This window comes from Halomonas sp. MS1, from assembly GCF_024182575.1.
Classification (GTDB): Bacteria; Pseudomonadota; Gammaproteobacteria; order Pseudomonadales; family Halomonadaceae; genus Vreelandella.
Genome location: NZ_CP098926.1, coordinates 2,674,228 through 2,697,716, shown reverse-complemented (window position 1 = coordinate 2,697,716; position 23,489 = coordinate 2,674,228). Strand labels below are relative to the sequence as shown.

The window sequence follows — 23,489 nt, the reverse complement described above, 5'->3', positions numbered from 1 at the left end:
ATCGCTATCTGCTGAGGCCATCATGCGCACATTACTTCATATAGACGCTAGCGTACGTAAAGCGACAAACCCAAACCCTGACCACAACTCAATATCAAAACGTATTGCTATGCAGTTTGTTGATAAATGGCAATCTGCTAACAGTACAGATAATTACATTTATCGTGATATTGGTTTGAACCCACCTGATTTTATTGACCAAGATTGGATAGGTGCCGTTTTCACACCGGATGAGCGAAAAAGTTCTGAGCAACGTGAAAAACTAGCTTTATCCGATCAGCTATTTAGCGAGTTAGCGCAAGCGGATGTCATCTTAATATCTTCACCTATGTACAACTACGGCATGCCCGCCCCTCTTAAAGCGTGGTTCGATCAGGTCATGCGTATAAATAAAACATTTAGTTTTGATTTAGCTCGTGGCGACCATCCTATAGAGCCGCTTTTGTCTGGGAAAACACTAATTTTAGTCTCTTCATGCGGAGAGTTTGGCTTTGGGCCAGGAGGTGAACGTGAGCATATGAATCATCTCGGGCCGCATATTAAAACACTGGGCAGATACTTAGGCGTCGAGTCATTTCATGAAATAACGTCAGAGTACCAAGAATTTGGAGATGAAAGGCATCAGAGATCAGTTGCTAATGCGCTTAAAAATGCCGGATTGCTAGCAGTGGATTTGGCTAGCAACGCATAAACCTTTGCTTTGAGTGGCCGCCGGGCAGTCTTAAATGACTGCCCTCGTTGCTCTGCATCAACGAGATTTTTGCCGCAATGCCGCTTTATAAGCACGGTCAGCCCACTCCTTAGCATGTTCTGGATCTTCAAATATCTCCTCGGGGGCCGCGTAATAAGTCATTTTTACTCTTTTACCGCTCTTCTCGTATTCAAACTGCTCCATTCCCAGCTCGATAAAAGAGCCTACCGAACGTTCGTCGACTTTAAGGTAAAGAACATCATCAGCGACTAGCGCAAACATAAGGCCATCGCGATAAACGCCATATCCGCCAAACATGCGCTTAGTTTGGATGTCACCAAACAGTACAAATACGTCGCTAAGGTTCGCGATAAATTCGCTGGTAGCTTTCATTAACCTACCCCCCCGGTTTCAGCCGCATCGCGTAGCGGCGTTGATAAAGTTGCGAGGCTTGGTACTAAAGGGCATCCGGACATAGCAATCGATGCTGCTTAGCCTAGCGGTAGCGTCAGGCCAACCTTAGAAGCGACTCACTCCAGTCTCACACCATAAATCTCACTGGGCGCAGGATCGGCTGATCAAGTAGTTGAGGTGTGAGCACACCTCTGGCCACTCGCCCCTGCTCAGGCTATACATCACTGTATCGCGAATGGTCCCATCGCGGCGCATCGCATGGCCTCGGATGACACCATCTTTCTTCGCGCCCAGGCGCTCGATCGCACGTTGGCTGGCAAAGTTGAAGTTGTCGGTACGCCAACCGACCACGTTACAGCCCAATGTGTCGAAAGCGTGAGTCAATAGCAGTAGCTTACAGGTGGTGTTGACATGCGTACGCTGAACCCGCTTGGCGTACCAGGTGTAGCCAATTTCAACGCGTTTTACGTTGGGCAAAATATCATGGTAACTCGTGGTGCCAAGCACCCTACCACTCGCCTCTTCAATCACGGCGAAAGCAAAGCGATGGCCTTCCTCGCGGCTTTTCAAGGCGGTATCAATATAACTACGTGTCTCATCGGGCGCGGGCACCGAGGTAATGCGCAGACTCCACAACTCGCCATCCGCAGCGGCGGCGCGCAAACCGGCTTCGTGATTGAGTGAGAGCGGCTCAAGCGTTACGCCATGCGCAGTGAGAGTGATAGGTGCGATAAAGGCCATGTGTATACTCAACTATCTTCTTGGAAGGTGGGGCAAACGCTTAACCAGACTGAGTCATCTTAATATCGGCATTCAGCTAGATAACCATAACTCGCTAACGTCTCAATATTATCCACCAGGCAGTATAACTGCCACTGGCCCTTTCTACAGCCGCAACGCCTGAGTTAGAGCGCTTTCTCATAGATGGATACGTTATCCCCTCCGTAAAGCACGGTTTCGATATACGACCAGCCACTTCGCTCCAGAAGGCTGTTTGCTGTGCTTGTGCCGGAGTAGATTTTTTTGTATCCCAGCTTGCGTGCGATGCTTTCAAGCTCAACAGTCAATGTTGCGCCAATTCCACGACGCCGGTACTGAGGGAGTACCATGCCGCCACCCATCCAAGGGGTGAGGTGGTCGTGTGTAGAAACACATTTAGCCTTCAATACCGCGATACCAAGCGCAGAACCATCCTGCATCGCAACAACCCCAATAGGAAGTTTATTGTGATTGGAATATGCCAGCAGGTCTTCTTCTGCATTTCCCCTACCCTGCGCACCGTAATGCTCCGGCCATCCGCACTCAAACATTTCTCGAAGTGCTGGCAGTAGCTCGGGATGATTGGCTAGCAGAGCCAAGTCTAAATTACTCACCGTGGTTTCCAAAGTGTTCTAATGCTCGGCTCTGCGGCAGGAAAAAGTGGAGGCCGATTTTTGGCCGGAGCTTTTGACTGTCCGACAGAAGCCGATTGTTATATGAGATTTACAAGCGACTCAAAACCTTCGCCTACCTTGCTTGGAACAAACTCAGTCACTTCGTAACTTGCCACATCAGCTTTGAAAAAAGGATCTTCTTGCAATATGGCATTCAATTTTTCTCGGCTTTCTGCGTGGGCAAGTATTACTCCTCCGGTTCTTGGTACTTTGCGACCGGAAGCGATGAAATTACCTTTTTCGTAATGCTTTTCTAGATACGCAATGTGGTCATTTATGTGCTTATCCACTTCTGATAATTCTACTTTGTACGTTAGAGATACTACAAACACTGAACTCTCCTTTTCATATAACGTAAAGCACACGGGCGACGAGCCGCGCAGCGGGTTGGCGTCCCAGCGACCAACGGGAGCGAGTGATGCGTATTGTTAGGCATTTTCTACACCTAAAACTGACCACTGCTGCCAAGAACCTAGAGCAAACAGGCCGCCAATAAACAAACATATACCAGAACTAATTAACCAAAACGTCAGACTGTTTTCTGGGAACATTGGCATTAATCCGACGAAGGAAACGCCACGAGTTAAAAATATACTGGCAATGACGATTAGCGCCAATTTTGTCAGAGGTAAACGTTTAATTACACCTGCACCCGACAGGCCGTAAAGCGCCCAAACCAGAAGTAGCAATACGATGATAGAGGTGACGATTGTCGGATACCAAAGCCCTTGCTCAGCCATCCGAGCCATCTGCTCGCCTGCACCAAAGAAACGATACCAATCGCCTCCGAATATAATACAGCCCAGATGAGCAAGTGCAGCAGCAAAACAACATAATGCCGCAGCCAGAAGATACTTATTACTTGCAGAATGCATCTTTCCTCCTTGAATGCCTAACGAGGCTGTAGAAAAACCCGATTTCGAGCCGTTTCCACCGCCTGTTGTCCTTATTCATTTACTCAGCCGGTCATCTGGCTGAGTCATCTTAATATCGGCATTTAGCCACTTGAGCGCCCAGCTTAAGCCCGCTGAAGACGGCCTGGTGGGTTCACAAAGCAACTTACCCCGCTCCTAGCCCTTCATGACGCGGCCAAGTGGCCGTAATTCGCCAACTTCTCAATATTGTGCACCAAGCAGTAAAGCTGCCACTGACCTTGCACTTTTTTCTTACCCCGAAGGCTGAAGCGGTTCAGTCTTTTCGTTGTGCCAATGTTGCCGAAGACGGGCTTCACGACTTACATACGATGGCTGTAAATTTCTTTGCCCATGGGGCTATCCACTCGCCGTTTCATCCAATCAGTGTCATTGGGCAACCGATTGTTCTCGATGATAAAAGATACCTATCGGCCGGCACCGTTGCGATGGCGCTTGCCGTATTTGTCTTATGGAAAACTGACAAGTCGAGTTTATGCTCGATCAGGTAGTGCACAGCGTGTTCAGAGGTGCCTGGCTGGAGCTGATCTTGGTAGTTGATCACCACCATGGCGTTTTGATCGTAGTTATAAGCCTTGAAGCGCGGCATGCTGACCACTCCTCATCTATTTTTCCCGGTCCTACCAAAACTTTTAGGTGTCAGCGGAGTCTTTCTACAGGCTCAACGCCAAGTTAAGCGGTGACCGGAACGCAGCAGATTTTTTGTGCCAAATAATGAGCGAAGCGAATGGCACAAAAGAGCTGCGGAGTGTAGGGCATCCGCTTGAACATCTGGTTATGGTCGATCGCCGGCGCCTACTAGTGCAGCATGCTCAGTAAGCTCTGCATTTATGAACGCCGAAATCATTGAACGATAGACCGCCTCGGTGACTGTAGGTATAGCACCCTCTTCAGCCGACAACGCCAAAACCTTTGCTATTACCTGCTCAACTCGCTGAGGTGCCTTTACGTCGTCGGTTGTCTTCTTGAACTGAGCGGCTTGCTTCACATAACCGCCACGCTCTGCCAGCAGGCTAACGATTCGACGATCAATCCTGTCGATATTTTCACGAACTTCTTCGAGTGAGTTACAAATTACTGCCTTGCTCAAAGTACTCTCCTTAGTAGGCGACCATAACGTTTGGTTAAGGGGCGCGCTTTAGCCCGTCCCAGTGAGCGAAGCGAACGATTTGTTAGTGCCAATTATAAATTCACTTTTTATTAGTGAAGTATTCAAGTATCTCATCGCCCGCATCATCAAATAGACCAGTGGAGCGCCAGCCTAGGTGTCTATAAAAACCATATGAACGAGTTTTCGGATCGGATGAGCATCCGAGGAAAAGTCTTTCGAATCCTATAGAGTGGAAAGACTCAATCATTTGATCTAATAGTACTTTACCAACACCTTTACTTTCATATTTTGGTAATAGTGCCAAGACAACAATTTCTCCAGCGCGGCTATCACCGAAGCAATAGCCAATAATCTTCCCTTCACAAACACCAACGTAACCCGGTAAGGAGCCATCGCTAATTCCTGCTTTCCAGCTATCTAAAGTAATACCGAGTTCTTCCAATTGTTCGACAGAGAACGCATTTTCTCTCGTTTTTCCTCTCAAGGCGATGCATTCGGCCGTATCGTCAGGCGTTGCTATCCTGTATGCAACTTTCATTAGGGGGTGACGTCGCATGTTAAAAAACGAAAAGGTGTTTGATGAACAACGCTTTTTAACGAGTTAGTCACGCAGCAGGATGATGATCAACGTCTAACTGGATCATTACGGAGTGTGCTGAAACTAGGGGTGACGTCGTGCTGACTGGTTATTCAGACCTAAAACCCTGCTTCTACTACACCCAACTCGAAGCCCGTCGCTTTGATTATCCATCCTGCTGGCGTGCACCAATACCCTGAGCGAGTGAGCTTACACCGGCGCTGAACCTGAAACTAACTGGGACTATAAAGTAACCCGCTGTTTGAATAGGACAGATGCTGGTTAACCGATGAATGTCTAGTGCCCCAGACCAACTTGCAGGGAGCAACCTAGTCTGGCAGTGATTAACGATCACACTAAGAGAGCCTCAATAGGTGTTTGCTGTAAGCCATTCACAGCCAACGATGACAGATGAAGTAGGATCACTGGCTCAGGGACTTCATATTGACCGCTTACGCGGCCAATAAAAACACTACGGCCTATTGACAGACAGAAGGCTCATAGGTGTTAGCTGCCATTATCTAGTGGAAGGTGACTCAACAATGTTGTTCCAGATGAAGTTATCTCTGAAACACCGGCATCCAAAGCCTCTTGACGCAGATTCCTAGCAGCCCAACCGCCACAAAAGATAAAATAAGGGACTCCTGTCCTTATTGAGTGAACGGCCTTTGCCAACGTGATCCCAGCTTTTTCATCTTCAGGTCTTCCCATATCTGATATAACGATATCATAGTAGCGTTCTTTGAATTTACTGACGCCCTTATCCGTGGAAAGCGCGATATCCACCGAGTGCCCCATATCAGTAAGCGCAGCCACCAAGTAACTATTGTTTCTTGGGCTGTCATCAACCCATAGAATTCTCTTACTTTTTGGCTCTGGCCTAGACTCATTGCCAAGCGATATTTTTTCTTTTTTTTCTATGTGCTTTTCTATTTCTGCCAACCGAGACTGCATATCATTAAGTATCTTTCTCTGCTGCTCAGAGGCTTCTTCCATAGTGAGCTCATTTCCAGCAACTTTTATTGTGAACTTTCTTCCTCGTGCAGACTCGATAAGCTTTTGAATCGGATTATGAAATCTATAAATCAATAGAACAAATATAGCTGGCCATGCAAGAGAGGCTAGCGCTGAAATAAGTTTAGATAAAGACTCCATTGGTTGACCCTTATACAGCTAACGAGGCTGTAGAAAAACCCGATTTCGAGCCATTTCCACCGCCAGTTGTCCTTATTCATTTACCCAGCCGGTCATCTGGCTGAGTCATCTTAATATCGGCATTTAGCCACTTGAGCGCCCAGCTAAAGCTTGTTGAAGACGGCCTTTTGCTCTTAAAAAGCAACTTACTCCACTCTAAGCCCTTCATAACGCGGCCAAGTGGCCGTAATTCGCCAACTTCTCAATATTGTGAACCAAGCAGTAGAGCTGCCATTGGCCTTGCACCTTTTGCTTACCCCGAAGGCTGAAGCGGTTCAGTCTTTTCGTTGTGCCAATGTTGCCAAAGACGGGTTCCACGACTGACATGCGATGGCTGTAAATTTCTTTGCCCTTGGGGCTATCAACCCGATGCTTCATCCAGTCATTGTAATTGGGTAAGCGTTTGTTCTCGATAATAAAAGACACTTGTCGCCCTGCACCGTTGCGATGGTCGGCCGAGCTCGGGTTCTGCATACAGCGGTATTTCTTTGGGCAATGCCGACATTGCAGCAAGCGCCCTTCAAAGTGTACCCGGGTCTTGCCATTGTCAGTTTCTCGTTGCCCGCGATAGGACAGTTTTTCACCGGTTGGGCAGATACACGTTAGCTCTACTGGATCAAACTGGAACGCGCTAGCTGGCGTCGTCTCTCGCCAGCCTTTATCTGGTAAGTTCTGGTGGCGCTTGCCGTATTTGTTTTTCTGGTCGGTGAATTTCGGATCTCGGCTGCGGAACTGATTATCAGGGATATAGCCATTAATCCATCGCTCGTGAAGGTACTTCATATTGGCTTCATTCGCGAAACCGGTATCGGCGGTGACGACGGTGCCTTTTTGGTAGATATTCTCCGCAATCCCCAGTTTCTTAAAACGGGCTTCGACCATTTCCAGTACGGGCTGCAAGGTGTGATGTTCCTGGCCTTCTCCGAAGGCCTGAGCGTCAATGACGATCTGGTGCTTTTTATCCACCGTAGCGACACCGTTATAGCCCTGGATCGTGCCCTTACTGGTCGTCATTTTGGCACTTTCGTTATCGGTCAGATTGCTCTTCACTTCCTTGATTCGCTTCCCCCGCCCCATCCTTGGGCTGTGCGTCTTTAGGAAACGGTCAACTTTGTTCATGGCGGCATCTAGCGAGAGAATCGTCTTGGCCCGCCGGATATCCCGATCCAGATCGGCTTCCGTTTCAGCTTCATCACGCGCGTAGTGCTCTAGTAGGTGATGCCGAATCAGGCCTCTCAGTTTCTCCCGTTTCTCGCCCAATTCTTTGAACGTACCCGACCACTCTTTGGAGGCATCGGAGGACATCTTGCAGCCATCAATGGCAAAGAGTTCGTTGCCCAGTAAGCCTTGTTCGTGGCACACCAGCAGCACTTGCTCGAATAGCGCTTCAATCTCATCGGCATGGCGACTGACGAAGCTGGCCAGTGTGGTGAAATGGGGAACGGTATCGCAGGAAAGAGCTTTAAAAATAATATTGGTCTCGCAGCACCACTGCATTTCACGACTGGAGGTGATGCCTTTGGAGTAGGCAAACAGGATGATCTTCAACAGGATGGCCGGATCATAGGCCAGCCGACCGGTCGCGTCGTTGCGGTACTGGGGATGGAAAACGGACAAGTCGAGCTTGTGCTCGATCAGGTAGTGCACAGCGTGTTCAAAGGTGCCTGGCTGGAGCTGATCTTGATAGTTGATCACCACCATGGCGTTCTGGTCGTAGTTATAAGCTTTGAAGCGCGGCATGCTGACCACTCCTCGTCTGTTTCCTCGATCCTACCAAAACTTAGCCGTCAGCGGAGTTTTTCTACAGGCTCAACGCCGCCATAAACGGCGCGAGCTTGCGAGCGTCCGGCGACCGTAGGGAGCGAATTTAATGGCTTTGTTAGTTGCACTTAAGCTATACATCCAGTCTTCTATGTGCTATCGACCTAGCAAAACCTTCCATTCCAGGAAATAACGTTTCTGATGTAATGTTCATATGTTTCAAGTGCCCTAGGATAGTGAATCTCAGTTCTTTCTTCAGAATATACTTTTTAAATACTGGCTCAGTCTCACTGCAAGCCTCATTCACGTTTTCTAGAAAAGATGATGTTATATCTAATGGAAGTACAAATAACCCTTGCTGTGCTCTTAAACGCAAATTGTATTGAATTGGCTCAATAGCGACTATGCCAGCTTTAGTGGGGTTTTCTGAATAGCTTGACGCATTTGTAGCTGAGGAAAGTATATTTTTTAAAAATCCATTAGTGGCTCTATATACATCATCTTCCCATTCATCTCTCAAGCTACCACGTCTTATACTAAAAGTAGAGTGTCCAATATCGTGTAATAGGCTAAAGTCTATCGACCATACAGCTGCATCAACTTTTGAACCAATTAATGCAAAATAGCATGCGACATAAAATGAATGAGTGAAGTCTATTAATCTAGTCGGTGTGCCATAGTGCTGCATAAGCGCCAACCAACCGATATAGTCATCAGGCTCTGGAAGATTAGAGATATAGTGCGCTGCTCCTTTTTTAAATTCTCTTAAGAACCAGAATTCTGAGTTATTAGGATCATCTTCTTCCGCACCTAAAGCGCGGCTAATAGAGGTACTAATTTCCCAATTCTTGTCTGCTTGACCTCTATAAATTTCATTAGAGAATTCAAGCTGAAGATCTTCTACCTTCTTCCATTCATCAATAATTATTTCTTGATACATTCGCTAACGTCTCAAAATCATGGGGAAACTAACAGTGATTATACGCCTCGCCACAAAACCCCAATAAACGCGACGGCACATTCATTGGAGTTTTGCAGCCACCCAATTTGACTCTACCCCATTGATTCCCAAGAGAGCAAAGCCAATTTTGGCAGCATATCCAAAATTCGCGTGCTTGCGCGTGCCCCTTGCATCTCTTCTCTCGTCCTCCTAGACTGCTTGGCACTAACTGCTTGACGGGGTGCCGGTGAATCCGGCTGAGATGGCGCAGGGCGTATCCACTTGATACTGCCAAAGCGCTGGTCCCGCTGAACCTGATCCGGCTAATGCGCTGCTCCTATGACGAGCACGCGGGTACCGGCGTAGGGATCAAGCGATGGCCTCGGCTTAGCTTCACGCCACCTTCTGCGCCATTTACTCGATCTCAACCGCCCACCTTCCGGATCATTACTCCCGGAGGCACCATGGGCTACCGCTTTGCTGATCTTACTAATGCCTGCCATGACGACTGGCGCGCCTATATTGAGCATGATTTTGTCCGCCAGCTGGGTACCGCCGCGCTACCAGAAGCATCGTTTCGCCACTATTTGAAACAGGATTACCTGTTTTTGATTCACTTCGCCCGCGCCTACGCGTTGGCCGCCTATAAAAGCCCTACGCTGGCTGATCTTCGCCAAGCCCATGAAGGTTTAAAAGCCATTGTGGATGTAGAGCTAGGCCTGCACGTGGGCTTTTGCCAGGAGTGGGGAATTTCCGAGCAAGAGCTGGCGGAGCTTCCTGAAGCCAGAGCCACCTTGGCGTATACCCGCTACGTATTAGACACCGGCAATCGCGGCGACCTGCTCGATTTGCACGTGGCGCTGGCTCCTTGCTTAGTGGGCTACGGCGAAATCGCCAACTGGCTGAATGCTCAGCCTTCTACCCTACGCGGCAGCCAAAACCCGTTTGATGCCTGGATAGCGATGTACGAAAGCCAGGAGTTTCAGGCCGCCATGCAGGCTGAGCTTGAATGGCTCAATGCCCGCCTGGCCGATGTTACCCCCGCCCGCTTTGCCGAGCTGAGCAAGATCTTCCGCGACGCCACGCGTCTGGAAATCGATTTCTGGCAGATGGGTCTGGATCTGATAGACAGCGATCTAACAGACAAAAGCCTCACCCATTAAGCCAACACAATAACCATAATCAACAACGAAGGAAGACGACCGTCATGACGAAGACTTTAGAAACTGAAACTGTAAAAACTAAGACCTCAAAAAGTAAAACCAGCCATTTTTTAGCTGAAACTGCTCAGGTCGATGCGGCTGCCATTCAACCGCTGCCCGCCTCGCGCAAGGTGTACGTTGAAGGCTCACGACCAGATATCCGCGTGCCGTTTCGGGAAATCACCCTGTCGCCCACTAAAACCAGCAGCATTGATGAAGAGAATCCGCCGCTACTGGTGTACGACACCTCTGGCCCTTACACCGACCCAGCCGCCAACAACGATTTACGCAAAGGCTTGCCTGCCCTGCGCCGCGCCTGGATTGAAGAGCGCAACGATACCGAGTTCCTTGACGGCCCCACCAGTGAGTACGGCAATCGCCGCGCTAACGACCCCACGCTTGCCCAGTTGCGTTTTGATTTAACGCGCACCCCACGCCGAGCAAAACCGGGTAAGAATGTCACCCAACTGCACTATGCGCGCCAGGGCATTATTACTCCTGAAATGGAATTTATTGCCATTCGCGAAAACCAGCGCCGCCAAACATTAGGCACCGCTGAAGTTGAGCGTATTCTTGGTCATCAACATCCTGGCCAGAGCTTTGGTGCAAAATTGCCGGAAGAGATCACGCCGGAATTTGTGCGCGACGAAGTCGCCCGTGGGCGCGCAATTATCCCCAACAATATCAACCACCCAGAATCCGAGCCGATGATTATTGGCCGTAACTTCCTGGTGAAGATTAACGGCAACCTGGGTAACTCGGCAGTTACCTCGTCGATTGAAGAAGAAGTCGACAAAATGACCTGGGGTATCCGCTGGGGATCGGACACCATCATGGACCTTTCCACGGGCCAGAACATTCACGAGACCCGTGAGTGGATTATCCGCAACTCGCCGGTGCCGATTGGTACAGTGCCGATCTATCAAGCGCTTGAGAAGGTCAACGGCATTGCCGAAAACCTGACCTGGGAAGTGTTCCGCGACACCTTGATTGAACAGGCTGAACAGGGCGTGGATTACTTCACCATTCACGCGGGCGTACTGTTGCGCTATGTGCCAATGACTGCCAACCGAGTGACCGGCATTGTCAGCCGTGGCGGCTCTATCATGGCCAAGTGGTGCTTGTACCATCACCAGGAAAGTTTCCTGTATACCCACTTCGAAGAGATCTGTGAGATCTGCAAGCAGTACGACGTAGCGTTTTCTCTGGGCGATGGCCTGCGCCCCGGCTCAGTCGCCGATGCCAACGACGAAGCGCAGTTCGCTGAGCTGGAGACCCTGGGTGAGCTGACGAAGATCGCCTGGAAACATGATGTTCAGGTGATGATCGAAGGCCCTGGCCATGTGCCCATGCACCTGATTAAAGAGAACATGGATAAGCAGCTTGAGGCGTGTCACGAGGCACCTTTCTATACCCTCGGCCCACTGACCACCGATATCGCCCCCGGCTACGACCACATTACCTCCGGCATTGGCGCGGCCATGATCGGCTGGTTTGGCTGTGCAATGCTCTGCTATGTGACGCCGAAGGAGCACTTGGGTCTGCCGAATAAAGATGACGTCAAAACCGGCATCATCACCTACAAAATTGCTGCCCACGCAGCAGACTTGGCCAAGGGTCACCCGGCAGCACAGCGTCGCGATAACGCGCTTTCCAAGGCACGTTTTGAATTCCGCTGGGAAGACCAGTTCAATCTGGGGCTAGACCCGGACACCGCCCGTGAATTCCACGACGAAACCTTGCCGAAGGACTCCGCCAAAGTGGCGCACTTCTGCTCCATGTGTGGGCCGAAGTTCTGCTCCATGAAGATCAGCCAGGAAGTACGCGATACCTATCGGGACCGCACACCGGAGAATGCCGCTGAAAGCGATTCCGAGGCCGTTAAGCGTGGCATGCAGGAGCAAGCCGAGAAGTTTCGCCGAGAAGGTAGCGAACTGTACCAGGAAGTTTAAAATAGCAGCCTGTAAGTTTCACTGCTAACACGTGGCTCTTGGGTCTTACACGACCTCAAGGGCCATTTTCTTAACCAAGAAGAGGCTAGTTTAAATTAATTTGTGTATGATTATCATTCACAATGAGTGTTATTTGAAATGCTCACTTTAAAGTCACCATTTTTCAAAGGACTGATGTTAAATGAGAACTAAATTATCCTTGGCTGTTTCTCTTGCTCTTCTCAGCACGGGCGTACTGAGTGGCTGCAGCGATGATAGCGCGCCAACAGCAACAGACACCCAGCAGGAAGCACCAAAAAACCTCTCAGCTTCCCTGTTGAAATATATCCCCGCCGACTCTCCCTATTTTGTGGCAACACGGGAATCAATGCCTGAACAAGATGCTTTTGCTCTTTACCAGCGCATGCAGCCAAAGGGCAACCTGGAAGCTGACTTGGATGAACTGCGCGACATGCTGCACGACATAGACGATGACGTGTTGCATTCGCTGATGTCACTGTTGATCGCGATGGGTGAAGAGTTTGTCGGGGTTGAAACACTCGATGATATTCATGCACTGGGCTTTAAAATGAGCCCCCAGGTCGCTTTATACGGACTGGGTATCTTGCCCACTCTGCGTATGGAACTGCAGGATGAAGACGCTTTCCGCGAAACGCTGCAGCGCATCCTCACCAATGCAGATATCAACCCTAGTACGGCCACAACAGATGGAAAAGAGTACTGGGTGCTAACACAAGATGGTCCGATTAAAGCCATCATGGCCATTATCGATAAGCAACTGCTGATGTCTGTGGTGCCAGAAAATGTTAGTGATGAGTTGCTATCACAGGTGCTGGGTAGCACCCTGCCTGACAGCAACATTGGTGATACCGGCGCTCTAGAGGAAATTGAACAGCGTCATGGCTTCACGCCCTATGGTGCCGGGGAAATCGACTCATCACGCCTGCTTAGTGAGCTGAGTACACCCACACACTTAGCTACTCAAGCACTATTGGACGCGGCTGATGCAGAGCGGCTGGACCTCTCCGCCTGCCAAGCAGATATTGACCGCATCACCAACCGCTTCCCCGGTATTGTCATGGGTATGCGTGAATATAACCTCGACCGTATGGAGATGAATCTCATACTGGAAACCGATGAGGCTATTGTCAGCGATCTCCGTGCAATGACCGCTCAGGTTCCGGGCCTTGGTAGCACAGAGGGCATGGCCAGCTTTGGGCTAGGCCTGAATCTACCTGTACTGATGCAAACTGTTCAGAAGTATGCCCAGGAAGTGCGTCAAAACCCGTTTAGCTGTGATGAGCTGCAGGAGTTAAACAGCACCTGGAATGAGATCAATATGGCGATCAACAATCCAGTCGCCATGATGATTGGCCCATCTCTGTCTGGTTTCAGAGCACGCCTTAACAACCTGACAATGAAAGAGGGCGAACCCGCTGGTACCGGTCTTCTGACCCTCGCTTCGCAAAACCCGCTTGCCCTGCTGTCTACAGCAAGTGCGTTCGTGCCTGATTTAGGGGCACTTGGACTTGAACCCGGTGGAGAAGCCAAAAAAATTGACAGCATGATGCTGCCACCAGACTCACCAAAGCTCTACGCGGCTATGTCTGAAAGCGCCATTACCTTGGGCGTTGGCATCAGCGATTCCGAAACACTACAGGAAGAACTGCAAGCCCCTGTTTCCGAGCGTGACCTACTGGTTCATGGCCATCTGACTGGTGAGTTCTACCATTCGCTGGCCGATGTCATAGCACAAATGCCTTCCGATGAATTGGCAGAGTTTGATACTGATCTGCTCAGGCAATATAGCGATATCTATAAGAACATGGAGTACTGGTTCAGAGTGGATGACGCAGGCGTTGAAATGAGCTTCTCGCTGGAATTGAACTAAGCACTGGCTATCCCTAACATCCGAAAAACTCGCTATTGGATACAGCTGTCATCGTGTCACTGTGATCGTTAGCGAGTTTTTCGTCGGCAGCCACGCTGATAAAGGTGGCGTATGGATGGCTCTTGAACTTACTTAAGCGCTATGAGACCTCAAGGGCCACTTTCAACACACCATCGCGCTGGTGGGAGAACAGGTCATAAGCATCGACAATGTTCTCCAACGCATAGCGGTGCGTGACCATGGGGCCAAGATCTAGTCGCCCTGCGGCTATGATGCTCATCAGCCTGCGCATTCGCTCTTTTCCACCGGGGCAGAGTGACGTAATAATTTTGTGATCTCCAAGCCCAGCACAGAAAGCACCCAGCGGAATCGTCAGGTCTTCAGAGTAAACGCCCAGGCTCGACAGCGTGCCGCCAGGTTTTAGCACCCGCAAGGCAGACTCAAAGGTTTGCTGCAGGCCGAGTGCCTCAATGGCCACATCAACGCCGCGCCCGCCGGTTAGCTTTAGAACCTCCTCGACGACATCAACCTGACGAAAATCTAGCGTGACATCCGCGCCCATCTGCTTGGCCATTGCAAGCCGCTCATCAACACCGTCGACAGCAATAATCATCCCCGCCCCACGTAACCGCGCACCTGCTGTCGCACACAGCCCAATCGGACCTTGCGCGAATACCACCACCGTGTCACCAATATTGATACCGGCTTTTTCGGCACCCGCAAAGCCGGTCGACATGATATCGGGGCACATCAGCACTTGTTCGTCGGTTAGACCATCGGGCACGGGAGAGAGATTAGCCTGGGCATCGGGCACCAATAGGTATTCAGCTTGGGCACCATCGATGGTGTTACCAAAGCGCCAGCCGCCCATCGGTTTATAACCGTGGCTGTGGTGGCCGCCATCTTGTGAGGAACAACCATCTTGGCAAGCATAAGAAGTGAAGCTGGGACAAATCGCTCCGGCGATGACCCGCTGGCCCTCTTGATACCCCTTCACATTGGCACCTAACTTTTCAATCACGCCCACCGGCTCATGGCCAATGGTTAGGCCGCGCTCAACGGGGTATTCGCCTTTTAAGATGTGTACGTCGGTGCCGCAAATAGTCGTGGTGGTGACCCGCATCAACGCGTCATTGGGGCCAATCTCGGGAATGGGCTTGTCGTTAATCTCAATGCGCCCAGGCTCAACAAAAATAGCGGCTTTCATCATGGCAGGCATGTAACGGCTCCTATTGAAGTGAGTGATACCCCATCACTATTGAGCCCACTGGATTAAGGAACAGCAATTGACGTGGAACAATGAGAGATACATTAGATATATATAGACTTAAATAGCATTTACCGCGCTATCTTATTTATACCAAGTGTACCGCTAGCTGCTGTTTTTTTAATCTATAGGTATCCATTATGCCGACACTACCTTTCAAACTCTGGTCGACCGCAGTCGCTGTGGCCACCACTCTATTGATTTGGCTGGTAATTCCTTTGCCAGAAGGGCTGACGCCAAACGCTTGGCTCATGCTGGCAATATTTGTCGGCACTATTGTCGCTATCATCGGCAAAGCTATGCCTATTGGGGCGATCTCTGTAATTGCGATTTCTATTGTCGCGGCAAGTGGCGTTACCGGCGATACGCCAGGCGAGGCCATCAATGTCGCCTTAAGCAGTTATGCCAACCCACTTATTTGGTTAATTGCCATTGCGATTATGATTTCGCGCGGGTTGATTAAAACTGGCCTGGGTGCGCGTATTGGCTACTACTTCATCTCGATTTTTGGCAAGCGCACGTTGGGAATTGGCTATGGCCTCGCCTTTTCCGAGCTTTCAATTGCACCTGTCACACCAAGTAATACCGCACGGGGTGGCGGTATCATTCACCCCATTATGCGCTCTATCGCGCACAGCTTTGACTCACATCCTGAAGACAACACGTCGGGCAAAATCGGCAAATATCTAGCGCTGGTGAATTACCACAGCAACCCCATCACCTCGGCTATGTTCATCACCGCCACCGCTCCTAACCCATTAACCGTTCAACTTATCTCATCCGCTACTGGGGCGGAAATACAGCTGAGCTGGTTAACCTGGGCGATCGCCATGCTGCTGCCGGGCTTGGTCGCCATCCTGGCGATGCCGTACATTCTGTACTTGCTTTACCCACCGGAAATTAAAGAAACCCCGAATGCCACCCAGTTGGCGAGAGACAAACTTGCCGAACTAGGAAAACTAAGCCGAAACGAAGGCATCATGTTGTTCGTTTTCTTAGTGCTGCTTTTGCTTTGGGCGGATATCCCAGCGATATTCCTGGGGGATGCAGTCACGCTTAATACCACCACGTCTGCGTTTATTGGCTTATCGCTACTACTGCTAACAGGGGTTTTAACCTGGGAAGATGTGCTGAAAGAAAAAAATGCGTGGGATACGCTGCTGTGGTTTGGTGCTCTTATTATGATGGCTAGCCAACTTAACGAAACAGGCCTAATTAGTTGGTTTTCAGCGAATATGCAGAGCTGGATTACCACGATGGGGATTGGTTGGGCGGGAGCCTCTGCACTTCTGGTACTCACCTTTCTTTATACCCACTACTTTTTTGCCAGCACGACTGCACACATCACCGCGATGATGGCAGCATTTCTCACCGTTGGCTTAAGCCTCGGCGCCCCACCTATGCCTTTTGTGCTAATTATGGCGGCCACATCTTCGATTATGATGACCTTAACCCATTACGCCACAGGCACTTCACCAGTCATCTTTGGCTCAGGCTACCTGACGCTGGGAGAGTGGTGGAAAGCAGGTTTCATTATGAGCGTGGTGAACCTGCTCATTTGGGTAGTCGTTGGTGGTTTATGGTGGAAGCTGCTTGGCCACTACTGAGTTACCACCTAAAAGCCAACAGAGGTTATTGACCTCTGTTGGCATTGAAATGCCCTGGCTAGGCGCTATTTCTTAGCCTTCTCTTTGGCCTTACCTTTACCTTTCTGCAGTTCGCCCTTTACTTGTTGGGCTTTACCCTTAGCTTCGGTTTTACTACTTCCGGTTACTTTGCCAGCTGCTTCCTTCACTTTTCCGGCGGCCTTATTGACAGTACCTTTCACTTTATCTTCTTTGCCACTTGCCATGACGAACACCTCTAATCCGTTAGTGGGGATGATGTCGTTCACTAAGTGAACACTCACTTCGAATGGCGACACCTTCCTTAGCGTAGCCTTTGTTAGAAAAGTTACCTCAATTACTTTTAGGCAGGCGCGTTGGCTGCCAACTATTTAGCAAACAGTGCAAACAAGCCATGACCAACAAGGTGCCCACGAGCGCAACGCTCATCGAAGAGAACCGATAAAGCGCACTATAAACAAGGTCTTGCTGCGGGCCTAACGATTGGCCAAAGAGAATACCCAACGTTGTCAGCCCTCCAAAGCCAATGCCTGAGCCGCCACCTTCCAAAATATGTTCTCTAGCAAACAGCATTAGTCCAAGCCAATAGAGCAAAATCACCAGCAAAAAATGATGGCTTTGGGTGTAAAGCAATAGCTGCATTGCCAGCGCCAGATTACAGCCTAGTAGCGTGCCGATGGCTCGCTTACTTGCCGACACTCGAGCGCCGGAATAACCTAAAGCAAACAGAATCAGAATGGTGGCCATTTGCGCTGACAGCGAATCTCTGAGGTCAAACATTTGGAACACTACGAACGAGAGCGTGGCCGTAATGCCGCCCATCAATGTTTCATGGCGAATTTGGGCTGCAGGCTTTGCACCCCGCGGTGGTAACTGGCGGGGTTCAACATCGGGAAATAGCGTATGCATCAACATGGCGATAAATACCGCCAGCAGGCTGGCCATAATATTACTCGCCAAGAGATCGCTTAAATCAACACCAGGGTAGCTAGCAAAGTGCAGCAATATGCTTAGCGTCAACACACCATTCGCGCCAAACAGAAACAGCGGGCCTTTTGCCATTAGATTGAAGCGCAGCAAAAATAGACCTAGTACGACCAGCGTCATCACTACCGGCATATGCTTTAGAAGCCCCACCACCATGCTGACTTCCAAAGCATTCAAGCTAACGTTCGCCAAAAACTGGCGAATGATGCTGCCATTTAAAATGGGCACCATACCCAACAAGAACATCGGGAAAACGGTAAAAAAAACGCCATAATTCCAGCCCATCAATTGGCTAATAATAAAACCCAGCGAACCGCCTCCTGCTACCCGCAGGCACTGGCGCAGGCCGTTTTGAGAGAGCGCTGGCTTATTAACAGCGACTACAGGCGTCTTTTTAATAAACGTTCTAATAGCCGCTTTAATAAACATAGTGCAGCCAACTAATCAGGTGCGCCTGCAACCACGCAAACGGCTTAGCCATTGCATGTTCGCCCGGCACTAGTTGCACCGTTGCCCGCGCACCACTCGGGGGTAGTTCAGTCAATGGCGTATCTAACGCCACATGAATACGCGCACGTTGCGCATCTCGTATCCAACGATCTGAAGCAGGAATATCCACAAGTTGACCATCCACTGCCTGCTGGCCTGCGCGGGTGCCGGCATCAAAGGCACTGACATGCCCTTCAAAAATTTGTCCAGGCAACGCATCGAAGACCACTTTTGCTTCATCGCCAAGCACCACATGGCGCAGGCTCTTTTCACGAAAATCAGCCACGACCTCTACCGTGCTCGCGACCAGCGCCACCGCAGGCTGCCCCGCCTGCACATAATGGCCAGGCTGTAGCTGAAGATTAGCGACCACACCGGACTCTGGCGCTTTTACCACCGTATGGGCTAAATCCAGCTCAGCTTTTTCAAGGGCATTATTCGCTTGGCGAAGGCGTAAGTTATCGTCGCCCTCTTCTCCCAACTGTACCTCTAAGCTGTCAATTTGTGCCTGGGCAGATGCCACAGCCGCCTGTGCGGTATGTTCGGCCGCGACCTGCTGTTCGTACTGCTGGCGAGAAATTCCCTGACGCCCAAGCAGCGCTTCAGCACGGCGACGTTCACCGCTGCGCTCATCGAAAGTAGCCTGTGCCGAGGCAAGTGATGCCCTGGCAGCCGCTAGCTCTGCATTCAAGCGGGCGTTTTCTTGCTCCGCTTGCTCCCGGTTTAATTGGGCTTGGGAGTGAGCGATTTGAAAGGGCGATGGGTCTAAGCGAAATAGCACATCACCCTGGGTTACCGGCTGATGGTCGCTCACCACGACTTCTTGCACAGGGCCGCTTAGCTCGGGAGCAATACTGGTGACGGGGCGCATTGCCCGCGCCTCAGGCGTCATGGGCATAAAGCTGTCGGCCATTAAGAAGTAAACGAACAGCAATAGAAATACGGTCAGGGCTATTTTCACCCAGCGAGTAAATTTTTGATCAGGGGACATTGGGATTTCTCATTGACGAGCACCAAAGCGGCTATGTCACCGCTTGGAGATATTATTAGGTGGAATACTTTAGTCTAACAAACCATTAGCACGCTAACAATACTCTTACTCCCCATAAAAAAACCGCCCTTAAAAAAGAGCGGCCAATAGAAAGCCATTCTACAAGTGATTAATTAACGCCAGGAAGGTCCTCCCATGACATCTGGTAACCACAAAGCAATTTCTGGAAATGCTAACACCAAAGCCAACACGACAAGCTGAGCCAAAATAAATGGCACAACCCCTTTATACATATGCTTCAGTGTTACTTCAGGAGGTGTAATTGCCCGGAGATAGAAAATAGCAGGTGCCAAAGGCGGCGTCAGATAACTGGTTTGCAGCACCACTAAGAAAGCGACACAGAACCAGATTTCATCAAAGCCCAGCATCCTAACAATGGGCATTGCCACAGGGATAATAATGAGCACCACAGAGATCAAATCCAGTACAAAACCTGCGATAAAAGCGATCAGCAGAATAAGGCCTAAAATCATCCAAGGGCTCAAGCCCGTATCCATCAGCAGAGACTGCACTGTTGCCATGCCGCCTGAGGCAAAAAACACCCCAGCGAACATACTGCCACCCATAACGATAAGCAGGATCATTGCGGAAATATTGACGGTCTTCACTGCTGACGACCAAAGTACCGCTACATTTAAATTACGGTAAGCAGCTGCCAAGATGATGGCACCCAAGGCACCGCATGCTGCAGCCTCTGTGGGTGTTGCCATGCCCAAAAGAATAGTGCCCAGCACGGTAAAAATCAGCAGCATGGTTGGCACCAGCGCGACTAGCGTAATACGAATTTTTTCACCTAGCGCAATATCTGGTTCCTGCTCTTGAACACGTGGCGCCATTTCTGGTTTAAGGTAAGCAACCCCGATGATATAGATCAGGAACATTACCGCCATCAAGAAACCCGGTATTAGCAAACCACTAAATAGAGAACCAACAGAGACCCCTGCGACAGGCCCAAGTACTACTACAGTAATAGAAGGCGGAATTGCGGTACCTAAAGAACCACTGGCGCAAATAGTCCCTGACATCAGGCTTTTGCTGTATTGATGCTTAAGCATGACAGGAATGGCAAGCATACCAATCACCGCTTCTGTTGCACCAACAACGCCACTGGAAGCGGCAAACAACGTCCCTAATATAATGGCACCGATACCTAGCCCACCGGGTAAGCGACGCGTCCACATATGAATCGCTTCGAACAAGCGCTCAGCAATGCCTGAACGCTCAAGCATTGCGCCCATAAATATAAACAGTGGTACCGCTGCAAGAATCGAGTTAGAGGCCGTGTCTTCAATTTTGGTCAACAGTTGATAAGCCGCAACATCGCCAAACTGAATAATGCCAAAACCCGTTGCCACTAGGATCATTGAGAAGGCTATTGGAAATCCAGCAATGATTAACGTCATCAAGGCAGGAAACATCAGCAACGCAAGATAGCTACTCATTCGGCTGGCTCCTCAAGTTGATGTTTACCAGTTAACAAACAAATTGACTTCAGTAACTCAGCGAACACCTGAAGAGCTAACAGTGCAAAACCAACAAACCATACTGTGAAAATCGGCCATACGACGGGGTTCCAGGCAGAACGCCCCGAACGTTCATTGGTTTCAAAAGCAGAGAGTGCGTACTTAGAAAGCTCCCATACCAGCCATACCAGCACTGGTAGGAACAGCAAATAGCCAAGTGCCCGAACGGCGGCATTAGCTCGCTCACTCAATTGCAGAGACACGATGTCGACGCTGACGTGTTGGCCTATGCGCAACGCATTGGCCATGCCCAGCATAAACATTGCCCCCATTACCATGTAGCTAACTTCAAAAGCCCATAGCGTAGGGCGGCCTGCAACGTAACGGCTCAGTACTTCAATGATTAACGCGCCAATTAAAGGAAGTACAAGAAGAGCACCCAACCAGCCAGCAAAGCGGGTCAGAGCTTCTATGGATCGAATTAGTTTCATGACGGGATCTCAGCGTATCAGGGGGACAGCAAGCAGACACCAATAAAAGAGAGGCCTTAAGGCCCCTCTGTTCATTTACATAGCTACATAGCTTCTTAGCGGGCCATTACACCAATCGGAAGGCGATATTCTGACCAGCTATCCATGTCACTCTTAAAGGAGCGCTGAGATTCAAGAACACGGGCAAACCACTCGTTTTCAGCGGCATACTCATCTTCCCACTTAGTCGTTTCTTCATAGATAGCATCAATGAAGGACTGATCCAGCTCTACAATCTCGTTAGGGCCATCCACGAGCTCTTGGTAAGCACCTAAGTCAGCAAACGAGCTAGCAAGCCAAGTATCAAAAACCGATAACTTACCTGCGAGACGCAGCATACGCTGATCGTCTTCGCTCAGTTCTTCCCACGTATCGCTATTGACTTGGCACTCAAGAAAGCCACCCGATTGGTGTACGCCAGGAGTAATTACGTACTGTGCAACTTCCTGGAACCCTGTTGGCCGGTTCATTTCGGGGCTCCCCCACTCGGCAGCATCAATCACACCACGCTCAAGCGCGCTGTAGATATCACTCCCCGCCATGACGACCGTAGAAGCACCCAAGCGAGAAGCAATTTCTGCCCATGCTCCCGAAGTACGTAGCCGCAGTCCCTGAAAGTCTTCAAGCGTTCTGACAGGCTTATTTGAGTGTAGAAAAATTTCTGTGCCGAGAATGGCACACGGGAACGCTACGACATCAAACACTTCACGGCGATACTCTTCGTATAGGTCTGCACCACCGCCCTCGTACATCCATAGCATGAACTCTTCCGGCGTTAGACCGCTAGAGTGGCCTGCCAATAGAGCTGTGGTTGGGTCGGTGCCATAGTCATAGTTAATGTAGTTATGACTTACCTGAGCCACTCCAGATTTAACAGTGTTGGTAACACGCAATGCACTGCCCAGCGTACCGCCAGGATAGACTTCGATAGCGATTTTTCCGTTGGTCAGTTCGCTAACGCGATCAGCAAACAGCTGCGCATCGCGTTCGAGCCACGGACCACCACTCCACGGTGTTGCCATACGCCAATCGATTTCAGCGGCACTCGCAGCCGTTACAAGGCTGGCACTAAGACCTACTGCTAAGGCGATTTTACTAATCTTATACATGGTAGTTTCCCTTTATAGAGTGTTATGAGGTTGTTCGCTGGCTACCTGTAATAGTTATTAATTTTCAACACTATCAGCTTCGTAAGAGCAGCATTTGGCCCAAACTATGCAAAGATATGCTCATCCTCTGAAATTAGAGGCTATGCTGTCTCCAGCCGTCAGCGAAGGGAAAAATCGCCACCTAGCGAACTATCAAATACTCTTGGCTCAACAACGAGAACACACAAAAAGCCCCTACCACGTCAATGCGTGATAGGGGCTTCGCTGTGTTGTGATAACTGAACTGTTATATCAGTACGACTTAATGCCTATGTATTGGCACATTTCAGCGAAAGCTAAGCACCTGCCTTATTAAAAACGGTACTTTAGGCCTACACTGGCAGCATCAAAATCATAGGCAGATTTATCCAGGTAGCGCATGTAGTCAGCGCCTACCGATACATTGGAACTGATATCCATTTCTGCACCGGCACCGTAGGAGAAACCGGTTTCACGGTCGCTATTAATATCAACCTCCGTGAAGCCCGCTAAGCCATACAAACGCACTTCTGGAGCAATGGGTACGATACCTTTCGCATAAGCACCCGCAACATGATTTAGTTCGGCACCACCATCTGAACCACCGGTGCCCAAATGACCTTCTAAGGCAAAATAGTCATTGAACTGTGCCCCACCACGGAGACGCAAACCAACGTCATCGCGTGAAGAGCCTCTTTCTGGGTTCAGGCTCCAAAACATGGCATCGCCGCCCACATATCCTTGTGGGTACTGGAAGGATTGTTGCGCTTGAGCCGATGCCGCGAACGTACCCGCACCAACTAAAAGAGCGGCAGAGGTGAGTGATAATACGGTCATCTTCATAAGTTAAAC

At 49.8% G+C, this 23,489-nt stretch carries 25 protein-coding genes and 1 riboswitch; of the genes, 5 read left to right on the top strand and 20 right to left on the bottom strand.

The genetic code is table 11. The features are described 5' to 3' along the window. Nucleotides 1–22: 22 nt before the first annotated feature. The gene (locus tag NF683_RS12245) at nucleotides 23–691 is read left to right on the top strand and encodes an FMN-dependent NADH-azoreductase (RefSeq protein ID WP_231657379.1); all 669 of its coding nucleotides are present in this window, start codon (nucleotides 23–25) and stop codon (nucleotides 689–691) included. A 57-nt stretch (nucleotides 692–748) separates the two neighbouring features. Here NF683_RS12245 and NF683_RS12240 read toward each other — a convergent pair whose 3' ends face one another. The 12 genes from NF683_RS12240 to NF683_RS12185 form a co-directional block, all read right to left on the bottom strand. Further along, nucleotides 749–1,084, bottom strand: a complete 336-nt coding sequence (locus tag NF683_RS12240; protein ID WP_253920121.1) for a TfoX/Sxy family protein — start codon at nucleotides 1,082–1,084, stop codon at nucleotides 749–751. 162 nt (nucleotides 1,085–1,246) lie between these two features. Continuing rightward, nucleotides 1,247–1,846, bottom strand: coding sequence for a GNAT family N-acetyltransferase (locus NF683_RS12235; protein WP_253920120.1), 600 nt, complete (start codon nucleotides 1,844–1,846; stop codon nucleotides 1,247–1,249). 164 nt (nucleotides 1,847–2,010) lie between these two features. Next, a complete protein-coding gene (locus NF683_RS12230; RefSeq protein WP_253920119.1) occupies nucleotides 2,011–2,478 on the bottom strand; it encodes a GNAT family N-acetyltransferase in 468 nt (155 codons plus the stop codon). Nucleotides 2,479–2,576: 98 nt separating this feature from the next. After that, the gene (locus tag NF683_RS12225; RefSeq protein WP_253920118.1) at nucleotides 2,577–2,870 is read right to left on the bottom strand and encodes a YciI family protein; all 294 of its coding nucleotides are present in this window, start codon (nucleotides 2,868–2,870) and stop codon (nucleotides 2,577–2,579) included. Between the two features lie 96 nt (nucleotides 2,871–2,966). Further along, nucleotides 2,967–3,413, bottom strand: a complete 447-nt coding sequence (locus NF683_RS12220) for a hypothetical protein (protein ID WP_253920117.1) — start codon at nucleotides 3,411–3,413, stop codon at nucleotides 2,967–2,969. 203 nt (nucleotides 3,414–3,616) lie between these two features. Then, nucleotides 3,617–3,769 (bottom strand): transposase, encoded by a 153-nt coding sequence (locus NF683_RS12215; RefSeq protein WP_253920116.1) that lies wholly within the window; start codon nucleotides 3,767–3,769, stop codon nucleotides 3,617–3,619. 56 nt (nucleotides 3,770–3,825) lie between these two features. Beyond that, nucleotides 3,826–4,059, bottom strand: coding sequence for a transposase (locus NF683_RS12210; protein WP_253920115.1), 234 nt, complete (start codon nucleotides 4,057–4,059; stop codon nucleotides 3,826–3,828). 186 nt (nucleotides 4,060–4,245) lie between these two features. Next, the gene (locus NF683_RS12205; protein WP_253920114.1) at nucleotides 4,246–4,560 is read right to left on the bottom strand and encodes a chorismate mutase; all 315 of its coding nucleotides are present in this window, start codon (nucleotides 4,558–4,560) and stop codon (nucleotides 4,246–4,248) included. Between the two features lie 100 nt (nucleotides 4,561–4,660). Further along, nucleotides 4,661–5,119, bottom strand: a complete 459-nt coding sequence (locus tag NF683_RS12200; RefSeq protein ID WP_253920113.1) for a GNAT family N-acetyltransferase — start codon at nucleotides 5,117–5,119, stop codon at nucleotides 4,661–4,663. Nucleotides 5,120–5,665: 546 nt separating this feature from the next. Further along, nucleotides 5,666–6,313, bottom strand: coding sequence for a response regulator (locus tag NF683_RS12195; RefSeq protein ID WP_253920112.1), 648 nt, complete (start codon nucleotides 6,311–6,313; stop codon nucleotides 5,666–5,668). A gap of 204 nt (nucleotides 6,314–6,517) precedes the next feature. After that, entirely contained in the window at nucleotides 6,518–8,092 is a 1,575-nt protein-coding gene (locus NF683_RS12190) for a transposase (RefSeq protein ID WP_253920111.1), read from the bottom strand. 154 nt (nucleotides 8,093–8,246) lie between these two features. Further along, the gene (locus NF683_RS12185; RefSeq protein ID WP_253920110.1) at nucleotides 8,247–9,053 is read right to left on the bottom strand and encodes an FRG domain-containing protein; all 807 of its coding nucleotides are present in this window, start codon (nucleotides 9,051–9,053) and stop codon (nucleotides 8,247–8,249) included. A 227-nt stretch (nucleotides 9,054–9,280) separates the two neighbouring features. Continuing rightward, a riboswitch (TPP riboswitch) is annotated at nucleotides 9,281–9,439 on the top strand. Nucleotides 9,440–9,517: 78 nt separating this feature from the next. On the opposite strand from NF683_RS12185, the gene tenA reads away from it, so the two are divergent. The 3 genes from tenA to NF683_RS12170 all read left to right on the top strand — a co-directional run bounded on the left by tenA (nucleotide 9,518) and on the right by NF683_RS12170 (nucleotide 14,098). Then, on the top strand, nucleotides 9,518–10,216 hold the full coding sequence (gene tenA / locus NF683_RS12180; RefSeq protein WP_253920109.1) for a thiaminase II: 699 nt from the start codon (nucleotides 9,518–9,520) through the stop codon (nucleotides 10,214–10,216). A gap of 44 nt (nucleotides 10,217–10,260) precedes the next feature. Continuing rightward, nucleotides 10,261–12,207, top strand: coding sequence for a phosphomethylpyrimidine synthase ThiC (gene thiC, locus NF683_RS12175; protein WP_089038857.1), 1,947 nt, complete (start codon nucleotides 10,261–10,263; stop codon nucleotides 12,205–12,207). Nucleotides 12,208–12,388: 181 nt separating this feature from the next. Next, a complete protein-coding gene (locus NF683_RS12170; RefSeq protein WP_089038858.1) occupies nucleotides 12,389–14,098 on the top strand; it encodes a hypothetical protein in 1,710 nt (569 codons plus the stop codon). A 139-nt stretch (nucleotides 14,099–14,237) separates the two neighbouring features. Here the strand turns inward: NF683_RS12170 and NF683_RS12165 are convergent, their stop codons facing one another. After that, nucleotides 14,238–15,317, bottom strand: coding sequence for an NAD(P)-dependent alcohol dehydrogenase (locus NF683_RS12165; RefSeq protein WP_193084889.1), 1,080 nt, complete (start codon nucleotides 15,315–15,317; stop codon nucleotides 14,238–14,240). A 188-nt stretch (nucleotides 15,318–15,505) separates the two neighbouring features. Between NF683_RS12165 and NF683_RS12160 the strand changes: the two genes are divergently transcribed. Beyond that, on the top strand, nucleotides 15,506–16,972 hold the full coding sequence (locus tag NF683_RS12160; RefSeq protein WP_253920108.1) for a DASS family sodium-coupled anion symporter: 1,467 nt from the start codon (nucleotides 15,506–15,508) through the stop codon (nucleotides 16,970–16,972). Between the two features lie 65 nt (nucleotides 16,973–17,037). Here the strand turns inward: NF683_RS12160 and NF683_RS12155 are convergent, their stop codons facing one another. The 7 genes from NF683_RS12155 to NF683_RS12125 all read right to left on the bottom strand — a co-directional run bounded on the left by NF683_RS12155 (nucleotide 17,038) and on the right by NF683_RS12125 (nucleotide 23,480). After that, entirely contained in the window at nucleotides 17,038–17,217 is a 180-nt protein-coding gene (locus NF683_RS12155; protein ID WP_038486547.1) for a CsbD family protein, read from the bottom strand. Between the two features lie 106 nt (nucleotides 17,218–17,323). Then, nucleotides 17,324–18,406, bottom strand: a complete 1,083-nt coding sequence (locus NF683_RS12150) for a DUF2955 domain-containing protein (protein ID WP_253920107.1) — start codon at nucleotides 18,404–18,406, stop codon at nucleotides 17,324–17,326. Then, complete coding sequence (locus NF683_RS12145) at nucleotides 18,396–19,457, bottom strand: HlyD family secretion protein (RefSeq protein WP_253920106.1); 1,062 nt, start codon at nucleotides 19,455–19,457, stop codon at nucleotides 18,396–18,398. The genes NF683_RS12150 and NF683_RS12145 overlap by 11 nt, the downstream gene beginning before the upstream one ends. A gap of 173 nt (nucleotides 19,458–19,630) precedes the next feature. Beyond that, nucleotides 19,631–20,959 (bottom strand): TRAP transporter large permease, encoded by a 1,329-nt coding sequence (locus NF683_RS12140; protein ID WP_253920105.1) that lies wholly within the window; start codon nucleotides 20,957–20,959, stop codon nucleotides 19,631–19,633. Beyond that, nucleotides 20,956–21,471: a TRAP transporter small permease subunit gene (locus tag NF683_RS12135; protein ID WP_253920104.1), complete on the bottom strand. Its 516-nt coding sequence runs from the start codon at nucleotides 21,469–21,471 to the stop codon at nucleotides 20,956–20,958. The genes NF683_RS12140 and NF683_RS12135 overlap by 4 nt, the downstream gene beginning before the upstream one ends. 95 nt (nucleotides 21,472–21,566) lie before the next feature. Beyond that, complete coding sequence (locus tag NF683_RS12130) at nucleotides 21,567–22,619, bottom strand: type 2 periplasmic-binding domain-containing protein (protein WP_253920103.1); 1,053 nt, start codon at nucleotides 22,617–22,619, stop codon at nucleotides 21,567–21,569. Nucleotides 22,620–22,970: 351 nt separating this feature from the next. Beyond that, on the bottom strand, nucleotides 22,971–23,480 hold the full coding sequence (locus NF683_RS12125; protein ID WP_193059933.1) for a porin family protein: 510 nt from the start codon (nucleotides 23,478–23,480) through the stop codon (nucleotides 22,971–22,973). Between the last annotated feature and the right edge of the window lie 9 nt (nucleotides 23,481–23,489).